Annotated in this window: 23 protein-coding genes; 11 read left to right on the top strand and 12 right to left on the bottom strand. The window is 36.4% G+C overall.

Annotated features, from left to right (window positions below):
• Window positions 1-19: 19 nt before the first annotated feature.
• The 3 genes from ADIARSV_RS03355 to htpG all read left to right on the top strand — a co-directional run bounded on the left by ADIARSV_RS03355 (window position 20) and on the right by htpG (window position 3,755).
• Window positions 20-949: a septal ring lytic transglycosylase RlpA family protein gene (locus ADIARSV_RS03355; RefSeq protein ID WP_016193963.1), complete on the top strand. Its 930-nt coding sequence runs from the start codon at window positions 20-22 to the stop codon at window positions 947-949.
• Window positions 939-1,580 (top strand): uridine kinase family protein, encoded by a 642-nt coding sequence (locus ADIARSV_RS03350; protein WP_016193962.1) that lies wholly within the window; start codon window positions 939-941, stop codon window positions 1,578-1,580. The genes ADIARSV_RS03355 and ADIARSV_RS03350 overlap by 11 nt, the downstream gene beginning before the upstream one ends.
• Window positions 1,581-1,871: 291 nt before the next feature.
• Window positions 1,872-3,755: a molecular chaperone HtpG gene (gene htpG, locus ADIARSV_RS03345; protein ID WP_016193960.1), complete on the top strand. Its 1,884-nt coding sequence runs from the start codon at window positions 1,872-1,874 to the stop codon at window positions 3,753-3,755.
• Between the two features lie 75 nt (window positions 3,756-3,830).
• On the opposite strand, the gene ADIARSV_RS03340 is transcribed toward htpG, so the two are convergent.
• The 7 genes from ADIARSV_RS03340 to ADIARSV_RS03310 form a co-directional block, all read right to left on the bottom strand.
• Window positions 3,831-4,970 (bottom strand): porin, encoded by a 1,140-nt coding sequence (locus tag ADIARSV_RS03340; protein WP_016193959.1) that lies wholly within the window; start codon window positions 4,968-4,970, stop codon window positions 3,831-3,833.
• Between the two features lie 99 nt (window positions 4,971-5,069).
• Window positions 5,070-5,426, bottom strand: coding sequence for a 6-carboxytetrahydropterin synthase QueD (queD, locus tag ADIARSV_RS03335; RefSeq protein WP_040298962.1), 357 nt, complete (start codon window positions 5,424-5,426; stop codon window positions 5,070-5,072).
• A gap of 59 nt (window positions 5,427-5,485) precedes the next feature.
• On the bottom strand, window positions 5,486-6,601 hold the full coding sequence (gene ald / locus ADIARSV_RS03330; protein WP_040298976.1) for an alanine dehydrogenase: 1,116 nt from the start codon (window positions 6,599-6,601) through the stop codon (window positions 5,486-5,488).
• A 236-nt stretch (window positions 6,602-6,837) separates the two neighbouring features.
• Window positions 6,838-7,371, bottom strand: a complete 534-nt coding sequence (locus tag ADIARSV_RS03325) for a sensor histidine kinase (protein WP_016193956.1) — start codon at window positions 7,369-7,371, stop codon at window positions 6,838-6,840.
• Between the two features lie 15 nt (window positions 7,372-7,386).
• A complete protein-coding gene (locus tag ADIARSV_RS03320) occupies window positions 7,387-7,728 on the bottom strand; it encodes an STAS domain-containing protein (protein ID WP_016193955.1) in 342 nt (113 codons plus the stop codon).
• 10 nt (window positions 7,729-7,738) lie between these two features.
• Window positions 7,739-8,884, bottom strand: coding sequence for a fused response regulator/phosphatase (locus ADIARSV_RS03315; RefSeq protein ID WP_016193954.1), 1,146 nt, complete (start codon window positions 8,882-8,884; stop codon window positions 7,739-7,741).
• Entirely contained in the window at window positions 8,881-9,423 is a 543-nt protein-coding gene (locus tag ADIARSV_RS03310) for a hypothetical protein (protein WP_016193953.1), read from the bottom strand. Before ADIARSV_RS03310 ends, ADIARSV_RS03315 begins: the two co-directional genes overlap by 4 nt.
• Before the next feature lie 85 nt (window positions 9,424-9,508).
• On the opposite strand from ADIARSV_RS03310, the gene ADIARSV_RS03305 reads away from it, so the two are divergent.
• The 7 genes from ADIARSV_RS03305 (at window position 9,509) to ADIARSV_RS03275 (ending at window position 18,729) form a co-directional block, all read left to right on the top strand.
• A complete protein-coding gene (locus tag ADIARSV_RS03305; RefSeq protein WP_040298961.1) occupies window positions 9,509-10,435 on the top strand; it encodes a glycosyltransferase family 2 protein in 927 nt (308 codons plus the stop codon).
• Window positions 10,436-10,520: 85 nt separating this feature from the next.
• Window positions 10,521-11,696 (top strand): glycosyltransferase family 2 protein, encoded by a 1,176-nt coding sequence (locus tag ADIARSV_RS03300; RefSeq protein ID WP_016193951.1) that lies wholly within the window; start codon window positions 10,521-10,523, stop codon window positions 11,694-11,696.
• A gap of 115 nt (window positions 11,697-11,811) precedes the next feature.
• A complete protein-coding gene (locus ADIARSV_RS03295; RefSeq protein WP_016193950.1) occupies window positions 11,812-13,308 on the top strand; it encodes an ATP-binding response regulator in 1,497 nt (498 codons plus the stop codon).
• Window positions 13,309-13,327: 19 nt separating this feature from the next.
• On the top strand, window positions 13,328-16,963 hold the full coding sequence (locus tag ADIARSV_RS03290) for a response regulator (RefSeq protein WP_016193949.1): 3,636 nt from the start codon (window positions 13,328-13,330) through the stop codon (window positions 16,961-16,963).
• A 5-nt stretch (window positions 16,964-16,968) separates the two neighbouring features.
• Window positions 16,969-17,352 carry a response regulator gene (locus tag ADIARSV_RS03285; protein WP_040298958.1) on the top strand — a complete coding sequence of 128 codons (384 nt, stop codon included), beginning with the start codon at window positions 16,969-16,971 and terminating at the stop codon, window positions 17,350-17,352.
• A complete protein-coding gene (locus tag ADIARSV_RS03280) occupies window positions 17,339-18,163 on the top strand; it encodes a CheR family methyltransferase (RefSeq protein WP_016193947.1) in 825 nt (274 codons plus the stop codon). Before ADIARSV_RS03285 ends, ADIARSV_RS03280 begins: the two co-directional genes overlap by 14 nt.
• Window positions 18,145-18,729: a chemotaxis protein CheB gene (locus tag ADIARSV_RS03275; RefSeq protein ID WP_016193946.1), complete on the top strand. Its 585-nt coding sequence runs from the start codon at window positions 18,145-18,147 to the stop codon at window positions 18,727-18,729. Before ADIARSV_RS03280 ends, ADIARSV_RS03275 begins: the two co-directional genes overlap by 19 nt.
• 4 nt (window positions 18,730-18,733) lie before the next feature.
• On the opposite strand, the gene lysA is transcribed toward ADIARSV_RS03275, so the two are convergent.
• Window positions 18,734-19,894 carry a diaminopimelate decarboxylase gene (lysA, locus tag ADIARSV_RS03270; RefSeq protein ID WP_016193945.1) on the bottom strand — a complete coding sequence of 387 codons (1,161 nt, stop codon included), beginning with the start codon at window positions 19,892-19,894 and terminating at the stop codon, window positions 18,734-18,736.
• Window positions 19,895-19,939: 45 nt separating this feature from the next.
• The gene (locus ADIARSV_RS03265) at window positions 19,940-21,250 is read right to left on the bottom strand and encodes an aspartate kinase (protein WP_016193944.1); all 1,311 of its coding nucleotides are present in this window, start codon (window positions 21,248-21,250) and stop codon (window positions 19,940-19,942) included.
• 593 nt (window positions 21,251-21,843) lie between these two features.
• Here ADIARSV_RS03265 and ADIARSV_RS03255 point away from each other — a divergent pair.
• Complete coding sequence (locus tag ADIARSV_RS03255; RefSeq protein ID WP_016193943.1) at window positions 21,844-22,032, top strand: DUF3606 domain-containing protein; 189 nt, start codon at window positions 21,844-21,846, stop codon at window positions 22,030-22,032.
• A gap of 215 nt (window positions 22,033-22,247) precedes the next feature.
• Here the strand turns inward: ADIARSV_RS03255 and pncA are convergent, their stop codons facing one another.
• From pncA to ADIARSV_RS03240, 3 genes are all read right to left on the bottom strand, one after another.
• Window positions 22,248-22,865: a bifunctional nicotinamidase/pyrazinamidase gene (pncA, locus tag ADIARSV_RS03250; RefSeq protein WP_016193942.1), complete on the bottom strand. Its 618-nt coding sequence runs from the start codon at window positions 22,863-22,865 to the stop codon at window positions 22,248-22,250.
• 33 nt (window positions 22,866-22,898) lie between these two features.
• Entirely contained in the window at window positions 22,899-23,414 is a 516-nt protein-coding gene (locus tag ADIARSV_RS03245; RefSeq protein WP_016193941.1) for a hypothetical protein, read from the bottom strand.
• An 8-nt stretch (window positions 23,415-23,422) separates the two neighbouring features.
• On the bottom strand, window positions 23,423-23,701 hold a 279-nt coding region (locus tag ADIARSV_RS03240), incomplete at its 5' end, for a dicarboxylate/amino acid:cation symporter (RefSeq protein WP_040298953.1).

The following is a 23,701-nucleotide window of genomic DNA, read 5'->3' as shown; positions in this document are numbered from 1 at the left end:
TAACATATAGAAAAAACAGATGCGCTTTATACTAGCAATTAGTTGCACACTTATTTCAACAGGAATATTCGCCAATAACCGCTTAGATTCTGTTGGAAGTGAGAATAACAATGGCAAATTGGTCATCATTCATTCCGTAAGTTCAAAAGAATCGTATTATTCCATAGGCAGATTATATAATGTTCCAGCAAAAGACATATCTGCATTAAATAACATCAAAATACTTCAGCCGGGAACTTTGTTAAAGGTTCCAACAGACAGGCCTTTTCTGAATAGCGCACCTGCTGCTCCGAAGAAAGAGCAGGACACTCCGGTGATTACCAAAAAGGGTAAGAAAAGCCCTGTAGCTTCTAAAAATGAGAATGACTCACCTGTTATATTCCGGAAAGATGCGCTTGATGCCGTTCAGGAAGGATTGGTTAACTATAAGGTTGGACCCAAAGAAACGCTTTTTGCTATTGCTAAGCGCTTTAACACCCATGTGGAATCAATAATTGAAATTAATAACCTGAAAGGGAATGGTTTAAGAGTCGGGCAGATTATTAAGGTTAAACCCGGTGCGGGAGCACCTTTGCCACCAATATCACCTGTAATTTTAGCACCTGTGCCAGATACTGATACAAATGCTGTAATACACAATCTGCCCTCAAATAAATATGGGCTGATGGAAAAGACAGAGAAAGGGATTGCGGTATGGATTTCGGATGAGAATCTGGATGGTACAAAAATGCTGGCTCTGCATAAAACAGCACCGATCGGTACGGTAATCCGAATAACTAATCCGATGACAGGCAAGACTACTTTTGCGAAGGTAGTAGGTAAATATACCGAGAATGAATCGACAAAGGATGTGATCATCGTGATCTCTCAGGCGACTGCAAACATGCTGGGCATGCTTGATAAAAGATCTTTGTTAACTATTGATTACGGAGTGCCTTATGAACAATAAGCCCTTTGTGATTGGCATTGCTGGTGGCAGTGGCTCTGGTAAGACTTTTTTTCTTAACTGTTTCCTGCACCACTTTACACCCGATCAAATCAGCCTGGTGTCTCAGGATGATTATTACAAACCTATGAGTGAACAGCCTAAAGATGCAAATGGCTGGATCAACTTTGATCTTCCCGAATGTATCGATGACCAAAGGCTGTTGACTGACCTATCTGTGCTCCTATCAGGTGAAACTGTGTTTAAGAAAGAATATACCTTTAACACGGCAGAAGAAAGCGCTAAAATGCTGACCATTAACTCTGCTCCAATTATTATAGTTGAGGGCCTGTTTATATTTCATTTTCAAGAGATCTCTTCACTTTTTGATATGAAGATCTTTATGGATGCAAACGAGGAGATTACTTTAAACCGAAGGTTAAAGCGTGATATTGCTGAACGCGGTTATGATCATAGCATGATTATGTACCAATGGGTAAATCATGTTCTTCCGGCTTACAATGCTTATTTATTACCTTACAAAAATAGTGCGGACAAGATAATTTTGAACAACACGCATGTTGCGGATGATATAATTGAAGTCACAAAATGCCTGGCAGAAGAATTAAAAGCGAACGTTCTGCTTGATTACTAGTACCTTTGCTCTATACAATTAGGATTTGTGATGGAAGATATATTCGGCGAAGAAAAATCAATACCTACTGACCCAGCTTTATTTAAAGGAATTGGTGCATGTTTACTATGTTGCATACATAAAAAGTGCTGCAAGAAATATAAGAAGGGAAAACGCTGCAGCGATTGTCCGGGTAAAAAAAAATAAGGTTACTTATTCGAATTTGGCCTGTCAAATTGTCAATAAATGAATTTTGGAACACACCTTGATCTGTACTATTGAAAAATACTAAACATAAAGTTTCAATATATTATGCAAGAAAAAGGAAACATTTCGATTCATACCGAAAACATCTTCCCCATTATTAAGAAGTTCTTATATTCTGATAATGAAATATTTTTAAGAGAGCTGGTTTCTAATGCCGTTGATGCCACTCAAAAAATAAAACGTTTATCATCATTAGGCCAGTTTAATGGAGAACTGGGTGATCTTAAGGTAGAGATTTCATTTGATGAAGAGAAAAAGACTTTAACGATCTCTGATCCTGGTTTAGGGATGACTGCAGAGGAAATCAAAAAATACATCAATCAGATTGCTTTCTCGGGTGCTACTGAATTTGTAGAGAAGTTTAAAGATGCTAAAGATGCAAATGAACTGATCGGTAAATTTGGTATGGGATTTTATTCCGCCTTTATGGTTGCTGACCAGGTTGAAATTCACACCCTTTCTTATCAGGATGGTGCAGAGTCTGCCAGATGGATCTGCGATGGCAGCACCGAGTTCGAAATCACTGATGGAACTCGTACTGAAAGAGGTACTGATGTTATTTTACACATCAATCCGGATGCTGAAGAATTTTTAAATAAAGGTAAATTACAGGAAATATTAGACAAATATTGTCGCTTCTTGCCTGTACCGATTAAGTTCGGAATGACTACTGAGTCTGAACCAGATGGCGAAGATGAAGAAGGAAAGCCTAAATACACTTCAGTAGAAGTTGATAACATTATCAACAACACTTCTCCGATCTGGACTAAATTGCCTGCTGATTTAACAGATGCAGATTATCTTGCATTCTATAAAGAGCTATATCCATACACTGAAGATCCTTTATTCTGGATTCACCTGAACGTGGATTATCCATTTAACCTAACTGGAGTTTTATATTTCCCTAAGGTGAAGAATGATTTTGAGATCCAACGCAACAAGATCAAGTTGTTCTCCCGTCAGGTATTCATTACAGATGAGGTAAAAGACATCGTACCTGAATTCTTGATGTTATTGCATGGAGTGATTGATTCACCAGATATTCCTTTGAATGTTTCCCGTAGTTTCCTACAGGCAGATAGCAATGTGAAGAAAATCAATAGTTATATCACTCGTAAGGTAGCTGATAAACTAGGCGAATTGTACAAGAAAGATCGTAAAGGTTACGAAGAAAAATGGCAGGACATAGGTCTTTTCATTAAGTATGGTATGGTGAGCGAAGAAAAGTTTTATGATAAAGCTAAAGATTTCGCATTGTTAGTAAACACCAAGAAAGAGTATTTTACTTTTGATGAATACAAAGAGAAAGTAAAAGATTTGCAAACTGATAAAGACGGAAACCTGGTTTATATCTATACCAATGATGCTTCTAAACAAGATGCATACATCCAATCTGCTAATAGGAAAGGGTATGATGTATTGGTAATGGACTCTCCTATTGATAACCATTTCATTAATCAGTTGGAGCAGAAGCTAGAGAAAACATCTTTGAAACGTGTGGATGCTGACGTGGCAGATAAACTGATCACGAAGGAAGATAATCCTGCATCAGTGCTTACTGAAGATCAGATTGCAAAGGTTAAAGCTATATTTGAGAAGGCTATCCTGAAACCTAATATGAAGGTTGAGGTGGACAGCATGAATCCGGAAGAACTTCCTGTTCATGTTTCTATGGATGAATTTATGCGGAGGATGAAGGATATGGCACAAATGGGAGGTGGAATGAATTTCTACGGATCATTACCTGAAAGCTATAAGGTTGCCATTAATGGAAATCACCCTTTAATCGGTCGTATTGCTGGATTAGAAAATGAAGAAGAGCAGTTAAATCTGGCTAAACAGGCTGTAGATTTAGCAATGTTATCTCAAGGTTTATTAGCTGGGGCTGACTTAACAGAATTTGTTAGAAGAAGTGTTCAATTAATATAATCACCTGGTTTTAGGAATAAACGAAAAAAGGCTGGATCTTTATGGATCCAGTCTTTTTTCGTTTATTCCTTTAAATTAAAATCGTACTTGCAGTTGTGCAACTGCCATAGTGTGTGAATACTGTGTAGATAATGGAACATCATGATCGTACATATCGATAGTACATCCTAATTGAAATCTTGCGAAATAATCATCTGTAAATTCCAGACTTACCATAGGAGTTAAAGTTCGTCTTAAGTTCTTTTCCAACTTATAATTTTCATCCAGATATTCGTAACGGCAAGAAAACTCAATAGATCTTAAGCGGGGATGTTTATAGTCATAACGAATGTTCGGGAAGACATAAAAGCCACGGTTTTGATACTGGCTTAAACTGGTACCAGTACTAAGTCCATTGATTTCATATTCGGCAAAGTTAGCCCCTTGTTTGTACTCCGTTAACAGCTCCAGCTGAAGCTTACTACAGAGAGGAACCATCATGTTAAAGTCGGCTCCAAGAGCAGAGCCTTCCGCTTTACCAGAAGTACCATAGGCAGCATTTACACCAAGACGAATATTTTTAGACAAATCAGTTTCTAACCTGCCGTACATATCCTTTCCGTTATCACTATCGACAGCCTTGTTTCTTCCGTTTCCATTGTAGATACCGGCATAATACCTTAAGGGCATAGCTCCTTTAGAAAGGATATCACCATAAGCAGCTAATCCTGTCTGAAAACTTTGCCATCCGCTATTACCAAATAGATAATACTGATTTGAATAATCAAGAGACTTAATAATATCTGCAGAGAAAAGATCTTCGGGACCAAAGAAAGGTCTAAACTGTCCCATTTGAAGGTTTAAATGTTTATTAAAATGGTAACGGATAAAGGCGTTTTCAAGTACCTTATTTTGGGGGTTTCCAGAGAAATCAGCTAGATTAAGCAGAATATTAGCATCGAAGTGATCGTTAATATTAGCTCTGGCCATAAGCCGCACTCTTTTTAGCGCAAAGCTATTGGTTACTCCATCTCCGGAGTAATTCGCATTGTTAACATTTACACTATCGGTTAGTGAAGCGGTGTATCGTAACTGGAGGAGACCAGTAAGCTGGAAACTACGTTTAAAGGTTGAATAATTTTGGACAGTAGAGTCGCCGGGATCAAGGGAGGAATCAGCTTTAGAATTTTCAACTGCTGCAAAGAGCAGAATAAAAACAAGCAGTATGTAGCGCATAGCAAAAATATTAAATTTTACCTGCAAGTATACATCCTAGTGCTATTAATAAATATGTTCAGGATCACAGCAATAAGTAATTAAGCTGCGGATAGGATTTTACTTTCCTATATAAATAACTCCAGAGGAAGGAGTTTCATTGATCTCAATTTTTGAGAGCAGAGGCATTACCGGCTTTATCTTATCCCAGAACCATTCGGCAAGACGTTCACTGGTAGGATTGTCCAATCCGGGAATTTCATTGAGAAGCCGATGATCGAGTGCTTTAACTAAAGGGTCTACAGCCTCTTTAAGATCTGTAAAATCAATTAGCCATCCGGTATAGGAGTCTACTTCACCTTCTAAAGAAACGGTTAATGTGTAGGTATGACCGTGCATACTTCCACATTTATGATTTTCGCTAACATGGGGAAGATAATGAGCGGAATCGAAAGAAAACTGTTTGTAAATGATCATAGTTGAAGGAGAATAGGGTCAAAGATAAGACAAAAGCTCCCGATGACCCTATAAAATGTTTATTGTAAAAGTCTGATTGCATCTTCAAACGCCAAAGCATGAGAATCAGCAACAGCCTTGTAGGTTACAAAACCGTCTAAAGTATTAATGCCTTTTAGTAAAGCTTCATTTTCGAGACATGCTCTTTTAAATCCTTTATTTGCAATTTGAATTGCATAAGGCACAGTAACATTTGTTAAAGCCAGTGTAGAAGTATGAGGAACAGCACCAGGCATGTTTGCAACAGAGTAATGAATAACACCATGCTTAATGAAAACAGGCTTGTCGTGCGTAGTGCTATGGTCAGATGTTTCAAATATACCACCTTGATCAATTGCAATATCTACGAGTACAGATCCGGCTTCCATAGACTTAACCATTTCTTCAGTGACCAAAATAGGCGCTTTAGCACCAGGAATAAGAACTGCACCAATGACAAGGTCTGATTCTTTAACAGCTTCAGCAATGTTATGAGGACTTGACATCAGGGTATTGATCTGATTTCCAAAAATATCATCAAGCTGACGCAAACGATCAGGATTTAAATCAATAATGGTTACGTCAGCGCCTAGACCAATAGCTATTTTAGCAGCATTAGTTCCAGCTACACCACCACCAATGATAGTTACCTTACCACGTTTAACCCCTGGGACACCAGCAAGAAGAACGCCTTTACCACCTTCTATTTTTTCAAGAAAGCGAGCACCAATTTGAGCAGCCATTCTACCTGCAACCTCGCTCATGGGTACTAATAAAGGCAATGATCCATTTTCTAATTGTACGGTTTCATATGCAATGCCAATAACCTTATGGTCAGTTAAAGCCTTTGTGAGATGAGGTTCTGCAGCAAGGTGAAGGTAAGTAAACAAGATTAGACCCTCTCTGAAGTAGTGATACTCGGAAGCAACGGGCTCTTTAACCTTCATCACCATATCCATAGACCAGATTTCGCGAGTTGATTCGAGAATTACTGCCCCGGCATCCTGATACTGTTTATCGGTAAAACCGGAACCTAGACCAGCACCTTTTTCTATAAAAACCTCATGGCCAAAACCAACTAAATAAATAACTCCAGCCGGGGTCATAGCAACCCTGTTCTCGTTATTCTTTATTTCTGCAGGAACTGCAATACGCATAATTAAAGTTTTATAATTTAAATAATAGACCATTTCTTTTGCAAAAAGCATCAGAAAAACGATGTAAAGATAAGGATATCATAATTTAGTATACTAGAAATACATATTTATTTATCAAAACACGATAAAGAAATGAGATATTGCGAAAATATTTGTTTTCATATGGTTTTGATCTGTATTTTCAGAAGAATATTTGTTTATAGACCACATATCCATTAATCAAGAGGAGAGTTTTTTCAAATAATTATAGTAACTATAAAATGATTCAATCCAGTTTCCGGATCTATCCGATAAGAGACATGGTTGGAAGATTTAATTAGAATAAGTAAACCGTAATGTTCATACAAACTTGTAACTTCCTCTTTAAAATATAAAGGGTACTCTACCACTTTAAAAACGAGGGAATGAGCGGAATGAATTATCCCGTATAAGCAATAGAGTGCATCTTTGCGAATTTCTACTTGCTGCCCTTCAAAAGAGACATGTAATGGAAAACTTCCACATTTATTCAAGTAGAAAGAATTTCCGTTATCGGTTTTTATTATAGTGACTTCCTTCTCGGTAATTTCGATCGAAAACAGACTACTATCAGCACCAGCATGTTTAACCGCATTTGTTAACAGTTCGACCAAAACATGCTGATATGGAATTAATCTTTCAATGTTGGATAAAGCAGGGACATAATCCTTAATGTATGAAACAATTTCATTCATCAAGGGGAAAATTTCCGCTGACTTATTATTAAAATGAAAAGTTTTTTTTATTGACATCACGACATATAAACTTTAGGCAATCCAGCCAGCTTGATAAGAGCCAGGTAAATCCTTAAAAACTTTAAAGACTTTATTCATTCTAATTAATTCAAAAAGTTGGGAAATATTTTCATTCAAACCATATACGGCAATATCTCCACCCATAGCCATAGCATGTTTCAAGGATGTTACCAATGCCCCTAAAAAAGAACTATCTATATAATTTACGTTTTCAAATGAAATAAGGATATGGGTATGACCAGAATCAAGCTCGTTGATTATTTCTTGTTTGAAAAGATCAGACTGTTCCATATTAGCTTCTGCAAACTTAATTTTTGCAATATAATAATTTTGATGTGTTGTAATTTCAATCATAATTTTTAGGTTAACAATGTTCTTCTACTTTCTGGATAAAAATAAGACTTCGATCGTCTACAACAGCTCTTTTTTTATTGTCCGAAAACATTTTCTTTTTAATCTGCATATAGGTATCTTCTCTGCCAAGAACAGGTTTTAGTTTATTCAGAAAAAGGATATAATCGGTTTTTTTACCTTCATATTCTTCAAAATCTATCATTCCATCTGAAACAACAATCAATTGATCTCCGTTAGCTAATTTTAAAACATCTTCTTCATATAATCCATCTTCCATAATTCCAAGAAGTAATCCGTTTGATTGTATTGTACTGGTTTTGCGCTCTGATTTTTGATAAAATATGATAGGTAAGTCGCCAGCACCAGCATAGTAAACGCTGGATGTAGTTTTATCTATCCGGATAAGTGATAAAGTAGATAACACATCGCCTAAAACGGGATCCAAACAAACTATACGATTTATTTTATTCAATATACTGGCTGGTGACAGGTTACCATCAAATACACAAAGGCGGATTGCTGATCGTATATAACTTAAAAAGTTAAAGGAGAAAAACCATGCTCCCCATTTTTTACCCATTACATCTCCAAGAATAACAAATGTATTATTTTCATCTATAGTGATAAAGTCAATAAAGTCACCACCCGGATAATGCTCATACGTTTGATAAAGGAAATTTAATTTGAAGCCATTTATTGCAGGACTATCTAAGGGAACAGATCTTAAGTTTAATGCTTCAGCGGCAGCTCCAATCTCGAAAAGAGATTTCTCATGTTGTTTACGGATCGTATCGAGTATATTATTCAGTTTCGAAACAACAAGAGCAATAGGTGTATTTTTATCTATATAATCGATGGCCTGCATATCCAAACCTTTTTGCATTAATTCTTCATCAGCAAATGAGGTAAAAAAGACGAAGGGAATATTTTTAAATTTATTGTCCGTTAAGATCACTTTTCTAAATTCAAACCCATTCATTTCTGGCATGGAATAATCAGATAGAATGATATCAGGAACATGTTCATAAAGTATTTCTAAAGCCTCTTTTACAGAGTTGGCAGTGAAACATATAAACCCTTTAAGTACTAGTGCCCTGCATATTAACTGAAGTATAAACCGATCATCATCAACCAATAATATCTTCTTGACTATCATTTCGATCTTTTTAAGTTTGCCATGGATTGAATAAATAAATATACTCCTGTAAATACAATTAATAAGGCTATTAAATCCATAAGGGTAACTCCATCATTTTGGCTAAAATAAAATATGGTAAACATTTCAAAATATGGTGGGGCTGGCATAATTATCATAGCAAAACCAAGCACAATTAAGACCAAAGCTATAGCAATGAGGCTAATATTAGCACCTTTATCGTTTATTATAACTTTTTTTGAATCATTACTGTCTAATTTATACTTGGATAAAAGCTTTTCCAGATCGTCTGCTAATTCAAACCTGGACATAGAAGAATCGTCCAATTTTCTAAATTCTTCAATCTCCTGAATAAAAATAGATTTCCGTTCAACAGCTTTATTAAACTTATTATGTATATTTTTAATACTTTCACTATCCAGTTCACTATTTTCAAGCAAATTGATCAATTCTTCAAGTTTCTGATCTACAGATACTTGAACATTATCAAGTTCTTGAAACTTCTTAATCTGATCATTTATATGCTTTGATTTTCCCAATGTTCAAATATTAGTATAATTTTAACCATGCTGATTATATGATCAGGAATAAAAATCTTCACAATAGCATCAAATAAATGGCCCGATGAAAAAAGTTTCTGTCATAACCGTAAATTATAATCAGCCTCAAGTTACGGAAACTATGTTAAAGTCCATTTTTCGATTCAATAAATATGCTAACCTGGAAATTATAGTGGTTGATAATGGCAGCAGCACTGATCCAACTCCCCAATGGAAGCTTAATTATCCCTCTTCTATAACTTTTATACGGTCAGCTATTAATATAGGTTTCGCTGGAGGGAATAACTTAGCTGCTTCTGTAGCTACAGGTGACTATTTATTTTTTGTGAATAATGATACAGAATTCACGGAGGGACTTATTGAATCATTAGTGCATATATTAGACATTAACCCCCGGGTTGGGATAATATCGCCAAAAATTAAGTACTTTGATGCCCCGGATATCATTCAGTATGCGGGATTTACTGAAATGAATTATTTTACCTGTAGAAACAAATGCATTGGTGCGTTCGAAAAAGATAATGGTCAATATGATCACTTAACCGGAAAAACAGGTTATATTCATGGGGCTGCCATGATGATAAGACGATCAGCTATTGATGCGGCCGGTCTGATGTCTGAAATTTTCTTTTTATATTATGAAGAAATGGATTGGTGCGAGCGGATAAAATCGTCTAATTATGAAATATGGATTGAACCAAAGGGATTAATTTATCATAAGGAATCGATGTCTGTAGGAAAGAAAAGCGCATTAAAAGAATACTTCATGAACAGGAACCGGATTCTTTTTATTCGAAGAAACACCACGAATTTCAACAAATGGATCTTTTATATTTATTTTTCGTTGATAGTTTTCCCTAGAAACATATTGAAATACTATAAGGAGAAACGTCCGGATTTGACTTCTCAATTCATGAAAGCCATCAAATGGAACATCAGAAATGATAAAAACAGCACCATATTGGGCTACCCTATTTACGATATTAAATAATTGGATTCTTTTAATGTGGATAATTGAAACCAATCTGCAGTTTATAGAGTAAAAATACATTGTCATTGATCAAATCATACATCCCATGAAAGTTACCTTTTGGCTATCCATATTCATTGTTTTTTATACTTTCTTAGGGTATGGAATATTATTATTCCTGATGGTGAGGATTAAAAGATTGTTCAGTAAAAAACCCACTGAACCGATCATTGATATCGACCAATTACCCACCTGCACATTAATTGTAGCCGCCTTTAACGAGCAGGATTACATGCACGATAAAATAAAAAACACGCTTCAGCTCAACTACCCAACAAACAAGCTGCAAATACTCTTTGTAACGGATGGATCAACTGACCATACTCCAGAGATAGTTGCTGAATATAAAGAGATAAAGCTTTTGCACTCACCTTTAAGAAAAGGGAAAATTAATGCTGTACACCGCGCCGTACAGGAAGTAGATACGGAAGTCATCGTCTTTACTGACGCCAATACCTTTTTAAATACCGATGCGTTGCAAATTATATGCGCCCATTACAAGAATAATAATGTAGGAGCTGTTGCCGGAGAGAAACGTGTATTTTCAGATGAGCTCGCCGATGCAAGTGCTGCAGGTGAAGGATTTTACTGGAAATATGAATCTGCTTTAAAAAAATGGGATTCAGAAATCTATTCAGTAGTTGGAGCTGCAGGTGAACTATTCAGCATTCGGACGTCTTTATATGAGCCGGTAGGCCCTGACATTATTCTGGATGATTTTATGATCTCTATGCTTATCGCCATGAAGAATTACCGGATTGTTTATGAACCTAACGCATATGCAACAGAAAATGCTTCAGCTAATGTAAAAGAAGAGCTCAAAAGAAAAATAAGAATCGCAGCAGGAGGTATTCAATCTATTATCAAGCTAATGCCTTTATTTAACGTATTTAAATATGGTATACTCAGTTTTCAATATATCAGTCACCGGGTATTACGTTGGACCGTTGCCCCCTTCCTGCTGATCCTTATATTTTTCACAAACGCGGCCTTAGCAATCTCAAGCGAGGGATGGCTATACTCCTTCATCCTGTTTCTGCAAATAATCTTTTACAGCGCGGCATGCCTGGGATACCTGCTTGAAAAAAAACAGTTAAGGATTAAGGCTCTTTTTATTCCTTATTATTTCTGTGTGATGAACTATGCTGTATTTGCTGGGATCTACCGTTACTACACGAAACAGCAAAGTGCAACCTGGGAAAAATCTTTAAGAAAATTATAATTTCGAAACACATTTCTTCTTTATTACGTTATAGAGAGTTGTATTTCTAACGTGTTTATAATTATATAACCGTTTGAAAACATATATTTGACCTCAAACGGAACTTATACTCATAATGATTTTAATAGTTGATGATAAACCAGAAAATATATTTTCATTAAAAAGGATTTTAGAGATTAATAACTTTGAAGTTGATACAGCCCTTTCTGGTGAAGAAGCACTGAAAAAAATTCTTAAACGGTCCTATTCATTAATCATTCTTGATGTACAGATGCCGGGAATGGATGGATTTGAAGTTGCTGAGAATATATCGGGCTACAGTAAATCTAAAGATATTCCTATTATATTTCTATCTGCTGTTAACACCGATAAGCGTTTTATAACCAAGGGTTACGCTTCGGGAGGCGTAGATTATATTACAAAACCCGTTGAACCTGAAATTCTACTACTCAAGGTAAAAACGCTTCATCGTATTTATGAGCAAACCAGAGATCTTAATGAGGCACAACTTGCATTGCGTGCTGAAATTGAATTCAGAAAAGAAGCACAAACCGAATTAAAGGAACGCGTTCAGGAATTAAGATCCATTTTAGAAAGCATACCCCAAATCGCTTTCACAGCAAAAAGCAATGGCGTAATTGAATTTGTTAATCAACATTGGTTAAATTATAGTACCGCTCAGGAGAAATTCCCTGTTGCTCATCCCGATGATCCAAATATTGAAGAAAAATGGAAGGATGCTATTTCAAGGAATGTTCCACTGGAAATGGAGGTACGGATTAAAAATTTATATGAAGACGAATACCACTGTCATTTATTGAGAACTACCCCAATTAAAGAAGCTGGGGTTATTGTAAAATGGGTTGGGACGTTTACTGATATTGAAGATCAGAAAAAAGCTGAAATGCGGAAGGATGAGTTCTTAAGCATCGCAAGTCACGAATTAAAAACCCCTCTAACTAGTATTAAAGCTTATATGCAGTTATTAGAACGGGCATTCTCATCCGAACTTAAAACTTCTAAAGTAAGTGCAAACTACCTCCAAAGAGCACAATTTCAGGTTGATAAATTACATAGCTTGATTGCAGATTTGCTGGATATATCGAAAATTGAAAGTGGCAAATTAAAGTTCAATGAAAAAGTATTTAACTTCGAGAACTTGCTTGCTAATTCTATTGATATCATCAGACAAACAAATCATGAAGTAACCATTATCAGAAAAGGGACTGTGGATAAATTTGTTTACGGTGACGAGATCAGAATAGAGCAGGTAATTTTAAATTATCTGACCAATGCTATAAAGTATTCACCGGATAACAAAGAAGTAATTGTTGAAAACAGCCTTACACCTGAAGGAGACATTATTGTAAGGGTGATCGATTCAGGAATTGGAATTTCATCCGATAAACATGCACAGATCTTTAATAAATATTACAGGGTTGACGAAACCTCCAATCGCTTTCAAGGGCTGGGGATAGGTTTATACATTTGCTCAGAAATAATTAAAAGACACCATGGGAGCTTCGGCGTTGATAGCTCTCCAGGAAAAGGATCTTCATTTTATTTCAGTATCCCTGTGCACAACACTGAAACTACACTCATAACATCCTAAGTTAAATAAGAATTTACTCATGTACAATAAGGTTAATAATAACTTAAGAATCGGTTATGGTCTATCCATATTACTCCTACTAATCAGCTCCTTAGCCTCTTATTTAAGCATTAATAGCTTAGTTAAAAGCACCAATATGGTTAACCATACGAATACGGTTATATTGGAACTTGAAAATACGCTTTCTCTTTTAAAAGATGCAGAAACCGGACAAAGAGGCTATTTACTAACAGGACTGAATCAATTTCTGGATCCTTATAAAAATGCTAATAGTAGAATATCGGGTCACCTGCAACGTCTCAAAAGCCTGATTAGTGATAATCCAGCACAGGTTATAAAGTGTATTCAGCTTCAGGAAACAGTAAACAAAAGATTAAAACACTTAGCACAGGTTATCGAGTCAAAAAATCAACAAAAGCATATCGATCCCAAAGAAATGTTGATTGGAAGATCATTAATGCTTGAAGCTCGAGCTGTTGTTTTGTCCATGGAAAACACGGAAAGGATTCTTTTAGCTCAGCGTACTAAAAGAATGGATATATTTCAAGTGTATACACCAGCTCTCATTATCATTGCTGCTTTACTATCACTGATCATCACCATCATCTCTTATATGAGGGCACAAAAAGACCTTCTTAAAAGAGCAAAACTTTATAATGAGCTGAAAGAAACCGATGATCACACGGCAAAAAGGCTTGCTATTATTGAAGATATTGCTAAAAAAATAGCACTTGGCGACTTTTCAACACGCGTAGAGGATGAAAATGACGCCGATAGTCTGGGAAGTTTAAGTCTCTCCCTGAATAAAATGGCGGAGTCTTTAGATCTCTCATTCAAATCGCTATCTGACAAGGAATGGTTACAAGCTGGCATTGCCTCCTTAAATGAAAGAATGATAGGGGAAATAGATACCAAACCTTTAACACAAGCAATTCTTGAGCATATTATAAAATACACTAACAGTTCTGTTGGGGCACTTTACATCTTGCAGGACGAAGAAAACCTGGAATTAACGGCAAGTTATGCTCTTGCTTCTGATTATAAGAAACAAATCATCAAGATTGGGGATGGAATAGTAGGTCAATGTGCAACAAATAAAGAAAAAATACACCTTTCTGATATCCAGGAAACAGACATGGTCATAAGTTTTGCAAGCAGCACGATCAGGCCGAACAACATTATCGCATTTCCTATTCTATTTGAAAACCATATTAAAGGAGTCATTGAGCTGGGTTCAGTTAATACCTTCTCCAATTTAGATTTTGAGTACTTCGACTCTGTATCTCATAGTTCGGGCATTGTCATACATACGGCTCAAAACCGGTCAAAGCTGCAGGAACTACTCGAAGAAACACAGGCACAGACAGAGGAGTTACAAGCACAGCATAGTGAGCTAGAGAATCTAAATACGGAACTGGAAGCTCAGGCACAAAAACTTCAAGCCTCTGAAGAAGAACTTAGGGTTCAGCAAGAAGAACTATTACAAGCCAACCAGGAGCTGGAAGAGCGTAGCAAGGTGCTTGAAGAAAAGAACCAGCTCATTGTGGAGCGCAATCTTGATATCCAAAAGAAATCGGAAGAGCTTGAGCAAAGCACTAAATATAAATCTGAATTTTTAGCTAACATGTCGCATGAGCTAAGAACTCCTCTAAACTCAATTTTACTCTTATCCAGACTATTATCGGAAAATACAGAGCAAAATTTAAATGAAGACCAAATAGAATACGGGCGGGTAATTCATAGTTCAGGCAACGGACTCTTAAGCCTTATTGATGAAATACTGGATCTCTCAAAAATAGAGGCAGGAAAAATGGAGCTTGAATATCAAAATACAGCTGTAAAAGATATCATGCTCGATTTAAAGTCTCTTTTTGGCCCAATAGCAAAAGAGAAATCTCTGGAACTGAACATGCATGTTGATTCTGACATTCCGGAAATTATTCGAATTGATAAGATGAGGTTTGAACAGGTGATTAAAAATCTACTCTCTAATGCTTTAAAATTTACGGCTAGAGGTTCAGTTTTAATGAATGTAACCTCTTCGAATAAGAGAGGATTTATAAACTTTTCTGTTAAGGATACCGGTATCGGCATTGCTAAAGATAAGCAAAATCATGTGTTTGAAGCCTTTCAGCAAGCTGATGGTTCTACAAGACGTAAATATGGAGGTACAGGATTAGGTCTGTCTATTAGCCGTGAACTTGTAAAGTTACAAGGAGGTGAATTACTCATAGCAAGCGAACCGGGTAAAGGAAGTGAATTTACAGTGGTTATCCCAATCCATCCGGAGCTTATTATTAAGGAAGACAATGCTATTAATGAGATTTACGAGGATAAAATTGCAGCTACTATTCCTGAGGAAATAGCTCAACCTAAATCTGAAATAAATGAAAGAGAACGTAAAAAATACTTATCAGAGATAATTCCACATGATCTAGAAGATGACAGGAACACCATAACAAATCAAGATAAGGTCATCTTAATTGTGGAGGATGATACAAACTTCGCAAAAGCACTCTTAGAATATACCCGCAAAAATAAATACAAAGGTATTGTTGCCGTTCGGGGAGATCAGGGAATAACATTAGCTCAGCAATACAAGCCAGTAGCCATCCTGCTAGACATTCAGCTGCCAATAAAAGATGGGTGGGAAGTCATGGAAGAGCTTAAAGCCAATCCCAAGACCAAGCATATTCCGGTGCACATTATGTCATCCATGCAGGTAAAAAGAGAAAGTTTACTCAAAGGAGCGATAGACTTTATTAATAAACCAGTTGCTTTGGAACAAATGCAACACATGTTTGCAAGCATAGAAAACGCCCTTACCAAAGATTTAAAAAAGGTATTGATCATTGAAGAAAACTCGCAACATGCACGTGCATTAGCCTATTTTCTGGATACCTACCAAATAAATTCTGAAATTAAAGAATCTATAGCAGATGGTGTCAATGCACTTCAGAAAAAAGAAGTGGACTGTGTAATTCTAGACATGGGCATTCCCGATATGAACGCTTATGTAACATTAGAAACAGTTAAAAAGACTCCTGGTCTTGAAAACCTTCCTATAATTATTTTTACAGGGAAAAATCTTTCGAAAGCAGAAGAGAGTAAAATAAAGCTTTACGCTGACAGCATAGTAATGAAAACTGCACATTCTTATCAAAGAATACTAGATGAGGTTGCACTATTTTTACATCTTGTTGAAGAAAAGCATCCTTTAGGAAATGCGACTGCATCGGTTATAAAAAATGCTGTTGCCTTAAATGAAATACTAAAAAATAAGACTGTTCTTATTGCAGATGATGATGTTCGAAATATCTTCTCTTTAACTAAGGCTTTAGAACAACTTAAGATGAAAGTAGTATCTGCAACAGATGGTAAGGAAGCCTTAATCGTACTAAAGGAAAACCCGCAAACTGATGTTGTGCTCATGGACATGATGATGCCTGAGATGGATGGTTATGAATCTATCATACAGATCCGTCGGGATCCAAAATTTAAAAGTCTGCCTATTTTGGCAGTAACTGCTAAAGCCATGGTTGGTGATAGAGAAAAATGTATCAACGCAGGGGCTTCCGATTACATATCCAAGCCCGTTGATATTGATCAGCTCATATCACTGTTAAGAGTTTGGCTTTATGATAAATACTTATAGAAGTTATGAAAGACAAAATTTTGGTCATCGATGATGATCCACGAAATATATTTGCCCTTGTGGCTGTTTTAAAAGCCAATAAGTATCATTGTGTAACGTCTGCATCGGCTATCGCAGGTATCAATCTTCTTCTGAACCAAGATGATATTGGAATAATTCTAATGGATATGATGATGCCTGAAATGGATGGTTATGAAGCTATAGCGGAAATTAAAAGCAACAAACAAATTTCATCAGTTCCTATAATAGCAGTAACTGCACAGGCTATGGTGGGCGATCGTGAAAAATGTTTAGAAGCTGGGGCCGAGGCTTACTTGTCAAAACCCATAGATATAGATGCCCTATTGAAGGTATTGGAGCATTATATGAAACATGATGATAGAGTATAACTTTATTCAGGATGAAGATGTAGATATTATTTTGAATGATATACTCGAAAGCTATGGTTATGATTTTACAGAATACTCTAAAGCTTCTATAAAAAGACGAATAAACCGCTTGTTTACCCTGGATCGGTTTATGAGCTTTGCCGAATTCAGATATCGTTTAAAAAGCGACCCTGATTATATGCATCGCTTTATAGAACAAGTTACGGTAACTGTGACCGAAATGTTTAGGGATCCTCAATTCTACAAAGTATTACGCGAACAAGTTCTACCTACACTAGGCACTTATCCCTTTATTCGAATATGGCATGCAGGCTGCTCTACAGGTGAAGAAGTTTATTCGATGGCTATCTTACTCAAAGAAGCGAATTTGTATCATAAAGCACTGTTGTATGCCACTGATCTGAATCCGGAAGTACTTGAAAAAGCAAGAATGGGAATCTTCCCTCTAAGCCAAATGAAACAGTACTCCGAAAACTATATCCAATCAGGCGGCACAAAAGACTTCTCACAATACTATACCGCAAATTATGACAAAGCTAAATTTGACGAAGAGTTAAGCAGAAAAATGATTTTCTCTACCCATAACCTGGTATCAGACCGCTCATTCAACGAATTTCAGTTAATTTTATGCCGCAACGTACTCATATACTTTGATAAAGATCTGCAGGTGAAAGTTTTCAATTTATTTGAGCAAAGTCTGGATAACCTCGGATACCTGGCCCTTGGATCAAAAGAAACAATACGATTTTCATCACTAACCTCCAGATTTAAACAATTGGACAATGAAAAGATATGGAGAAAGATAGCCTGAAAGGGAAAATAGACCTTCTTCTTATTGCAGGTTCAGCAGGAAGTCTTGATGTTTTACTCAAGGTTCTTCCAGCTATCAAGTACAATTTAAGTTTTCCGATAATCATAGTGCTTCATAGAAAAGCTTCTTATGATTCTTCCCTTATTAATTTGTTCAACAGTAAAGCAACACTTCCTGTTGTGGAAGCAGAAGAAAAAGACAGCTTGCAAAATGGAAAGATTTATGTAGCCCCCTCTGATTACCATCTATTGGTAGAGACAGATCACTCCGTATCACTTGATTACTCCGAAAAAATCCAATATTCCCGGCCATGTATTGATGTTACTTTCGAAACCGCAGCTGAAGTATATAAGACACGAATAGCTGCTATTTTATTATCAGGTGCTAATTCAGATGGCGCAGCAGGATTAAAATCGATTAAAAACCATGGAGGCATTACAGCAGTTCAAAATCCTCAGTATGCTGAGGTATCCTATATGCCTCAAAAAGCCATTCAGATAGCCCCTATTGATTATATATTAAACATTGAAGAGATAGCAAATTTTATCAATAAGCTATCTCTATAAGCTCTTATTCCGTGTAATATGGTTCAAGCTGTTCCCTCAGGTTATATCTGGAGGACATCACATCTCCATAGGCCCCTGCTGTCCTAATCGCGATGAGATCTCCTCTAAATGAAGTGCCAATCTCTACCTCTTTACCAAAGCAGTCTGTTGATTCGCAAATAGGACCCACGATATCATATTTCATAATCGACTGCTCTAACTCCACATTCCTTGAAAGGTTTTCCATTTTATGATAAGCCTGATACAATGCTGGACGCATTAGTTCTGTCATTCCTGCATCCAGAACTAAAAAATGCTTTTTTATACCATTTTTAACATAGAGCACCCGGCTGATGAGCGTTCCGCAATGCGCAACTAATGCTCTTCCTAGTTCGAAATGAACCTCCTGTCCCGGTTTACGATCCAGAAACTGATTAAATATCTCAAAGTAAGCTTTAAAGTCAGCAATCTTATTTTCATCAGGATGATAATAATCAACACCTAAGCCTCCTCCAACATTCAGAATTTTCAAATTAAAGCCCCGTTCTTCAAACCACAATTTGATTTCATTTACCCGCACACACAAGCTCTTAAATACAGTTAGATTTGTAATCTGAGAGCCTATATGAAAATGAATGCCTTCCAACCAGATGTTCTGGGCACGATTCAAATATTCCGCACAAGCAGGTAATTCCCATTGATTAATTCCAAACTTATTCTCTTCCAGTCCGGTTGTAATATTGTGATGCGTATAGGCATCCACATTAGGGTTAATGCGTAGCGCAACACGAGCTCTTTTTCCAACACCAGCAGCCAGATCATTGATGATTTCAAGTTCCTGAACCGACTCCACATTGAAACAATAAATATTGAGTTCAAGAGCCGTTATAATCTCATCATCAGACTTGCCAACCCCGGCAAATACCACCTGATTCGATGGAAACCCTACCTCTACAGCCTTTTTAACTTCATTCCCACTCACACAGTCGGCACCAAATCCAAACCCCTGAATACATTTCAACACCCTTTCGTTAAAATTAGCCTTCATTGCATAATGTACCTGAAAGCCATATTCATTGGCAGCATCTTTACAAGCTGACAATGTTTCCTTTAACAATTTAAGGTCATAATAATAAAAAGGTGTTTTGCGTGTGTTAAACCCCGCCAAAGTTTCTTTAGAAAACATGCTTATTAATATAAATGCCAATTCAATAGAAAAGGCGAATAGAATTTAAAATAATCTACTATGAAGACTTCTTAAAGCTTCAATTTTATCAGTTGTGTCTACCACTAAGGAAATATTGCAATCACTAGCTCCATAGGATATCATTCCGATAGATAAATGCTTTAATGACTCGAAAACACGTGAAGCAAATCCATGAGAGTGATAGGAAAAATCGCCCACCACACATATAATAGATTGATCAGAAACAGAATTAACCGTACCAAATGCTTTCAGTTCCTGCACTATTTCAGCTAAGTACCTGGTTTCATCAATGGTTACTGAAACAGCCACTTCTGAAGTTGTAATCATATCAATTGGCGTCTTATAACGCTCAAAAACTTCAAATACCTTTCTTAAAAAGCCATATGCAAGTAACATTCTGCTCGATTGGATCCTGATTGAGGTAATATTATCCTTTGCAGCAATTGATTTAATTTTACCTCTTTCACTGTCATCTGTAATCAATGTACCGGGAGCAGATGGTTCCATTGTGTTCAACAACCTGACCGGTATTTTGTACTTCTGTGCCGGAAAAACACTCTGAGGATGCAATATTTTTGCACCAAAATAAGCAAGCTCAGCAGCCTCATCAAAAGATAATTGCGCTATCGGTTTAGTTCCTTGAACAATCCGTGGATCATTATTATGCATGCCATCTATATCGGTCCAAATCTGAACCTCTTCCGCCATAATAGCCGCACCTATAAGTGAAGCCGTATAGTCACTTCCTCCCCTTCGCAGGTTGTCCGTTTCTCCAAATGAATTTCGACAAATATATCCCTGTGTAATAAACAAATGATGATCGGGCTTGCTATCAATTAAAGGATGGATATGCGACCTCAAATAATCAACCATGGGCTCATTGTCCTCATCAATCCGCATAAAATCAAGTGCTGGCAGCAATATAGATTTGATGCCTAACTCTGTTAAATAAAAATGGTAAAGGGTAGTGGATAGGAGTTCCCCTTGAGCAAGTATAACTTTTTCTTCTACTGGTGTAAACAAATCGGTTGAAAATGAACCAATAAGGGAGAAATGATAATTAATTAATTCTGTTCCATTTTTCTTACCCTCTTCAGTAGAAAAAAGCTCTGATACAAATTGCTGGTATTTCTCATATAATGCATCCGACAGTTGTTTTGCCTTTCGCTTATCTCCGCTCATGTATGATTGGGAGATTTCAACTAAACTGTTTGTTGTGCCGGCTACTGCAGATAATACTACAATTTGCCTTTCTTCAGATTGAATGATGGAGAGAAGGTTTTTCATCCGTTCGGGACTTCCTACAGATGTACCTCCAAATTTTTTAATTTTCATTATGTACTAAAATTCTATTAAGAGTTTGCTTTTATCAATTGTTAAAAATAATTAAAACGATTCTATAATCTATGGTTATTTATTGTTTTATAGCATTTGACACCTCTTTTAATGAATTAAACTCATTTTTGCATCTAAATTCATAATACAACTAACAAATGGATCCTCTGATGTACAGTAACATCCTAAACATAAAAAAACTAAGTAAACTCAACATTCCCTGGTCCATCTCAATGATCATCCAGTTCGATCCTGCCCAAGCTATCCACCTGATATTCTACCCTTTAACTTATCTTTTTTTTACGAGAAACAAACACAATAAATATGAAATTTTTATGTTTACAAATATAAACATGGTATATTTATGAGAGATCTTAGATATAAATCTTCTTACTTCTTCTCAAATAGAGTAAATATTTATTTCATGCATTACTATTAACTAATCGCAGTCGTATATTATAGTGTATGCATCAATTCGCTATTATTTCAAGCTTGGTTACACTAATGTTAATTAAATATAAACATTCAATGAAATCCAAAACATATTAAAACAATTTCGCAATTATCACATTTTATTATACAAACTAATTATCATGAAAACTGCCAATAAATCTTACAAAGAAAAAACGCTCATCAGCATGTATATTGATGAAGAGGTTGACTATTGGGCCAAAAAGTGGGGTGTTTCTAAAGAGAGTATAAAGTCCGCTGTGAAGGCATTAAGATCCAACTCAATAACTGACGTGCACGATTACCTTTTCGGTAAAGAGGTCACGAAATAAATAGGAAACAATCTGGTTGTGTATATAATTTATTAGCAGGGACAGCTCGATCCTGATAACAATAGCTATGATCAGACAGCACAATCAAAAAGAAATAGCAATTCTCACTATTGCCTAAACTACAAATAACAAGTTGAATCTATTATCCCCATTTTGGGATGATAAACGATCCCATCTTGGTTACGTAAATTAAAGTATCTCCTTCTTCAATTAAATCAGGCCACAGTAAGCAATTCATTACTCTGTATCACATACCCACCCTCTTTTACAATCTCGGCCACTACTGCTGCAAATTTATCAGGAAACACTGACCGTACCGCATCCTCAATAATAAAAGTCCCAAACCCTTCTTTTATTGCATCCATGGCAGAGTAGTAAACACAAAAATCACCTGCTAAACCAACAATATAAATACGGGTCACTCCCTTACCCCTTAAATAATCAGCCAATCCGGTCGACTTCAAATGGCCATTATCAAAGAATGCACTATAACTGTCGATATCTGGATTTGTCCCTTTTCTAAATACCGCTTCAATTCGATGCTGATTTAGTTTATCAGATAAAGCAGCTCCCGGAGAAGCCTGAACACAATGATCCGGCCATAACACCTGGGTTAAGCCCTTAATGTTTGTGGTATCGTAAACCTCCTTACCAGGATGATTAGAGGCAAAACTTTTATGAGATATAGGATGCCAGTCCTGCGTAGCTACAACCAATTTAAAGTGTTCCTGCAATTTATTAATCACAGGAATAACTTCATCCCCATGTTTAATTTCAAGACTTCCACCTGGAAGAAAGTCATTTTGAACATCAATAATCAATAATGCTTCCATAAAAATTATAATTAAAAGCTACATAATTAACATTTAAGCCGGTTTTTTTGTTTCTGTACGCGCCTGCGCATCATCTAAACTTTTATTGATCGTTTCAATCAAAACCCGCACCGCATCTTTCAATTTCGGATTACCATCGTAATTCAAATCAAAATACACTTCTTTAGATTTACGTTTATATGTAAATTTAATATAATAATGCGGCGAATTAGCACCAGCCTGATCTTTACGACCTCTTATCTGTGTTGGAAAATCCCAAAAGCCATAATCAGTCGCTTTCCTGTGTAAGTAAAGAAGATCATCCTTAGTTAATTTCAATTTCGTTTTAACCAGCGAATCATCACTATCGAGATATTGATAGTTCTGGGTTTTCGAATCATATTGATTCAACAAAGTATCACCCGTACCATACCTATAGGTAATTGACTCAAATTCAGAAAACTTATATGGTGCATTTTTCACCATCATACCATAATAATACCCGCAGTAGAGCATAAAAGGCACAATAACACTTGCTGCAAGAAATATCTTTTTCCCTCTATCTTTCATTTTTATAATTAGTCCTTTACCGGATAGAACTCATTCTCCCACTTCGCCACTACGATTGTTGCCAAACAATTCCCAATAACATTAACCGACGTCCTGGCCATATCCATTAGTTCGTCAATACCTAAAATTATAAATATGGGCCATGTAGGCATTCCAAAGGAAGCTGCAGTACCCAACAAAATAACTAAGGAGGCTCTCGGCACTCCGGCAACACCCTTACTGGTCAGCATCAGTGTAAATCCTATAATTACCTGATGTCCAAAGGTTAAATTCATTCCAGCGGCCTG

Origin of the sequence: Arcticibacter svalbardensis MN12-7 (genome assembly GCF_000403135.1) — a bacterium.
Lineage (GTDB): Bacteria > Bacteroidota > Bacteroidia > Sphingobacteriales > Sphingobacteriaceae > Arcticibacter > Arcticibacter svalbardensis.
Note: the sequence above shows the minus strand (reverse complement) of the source record. Positions and strands in the feature narration are given on the sequence as shown.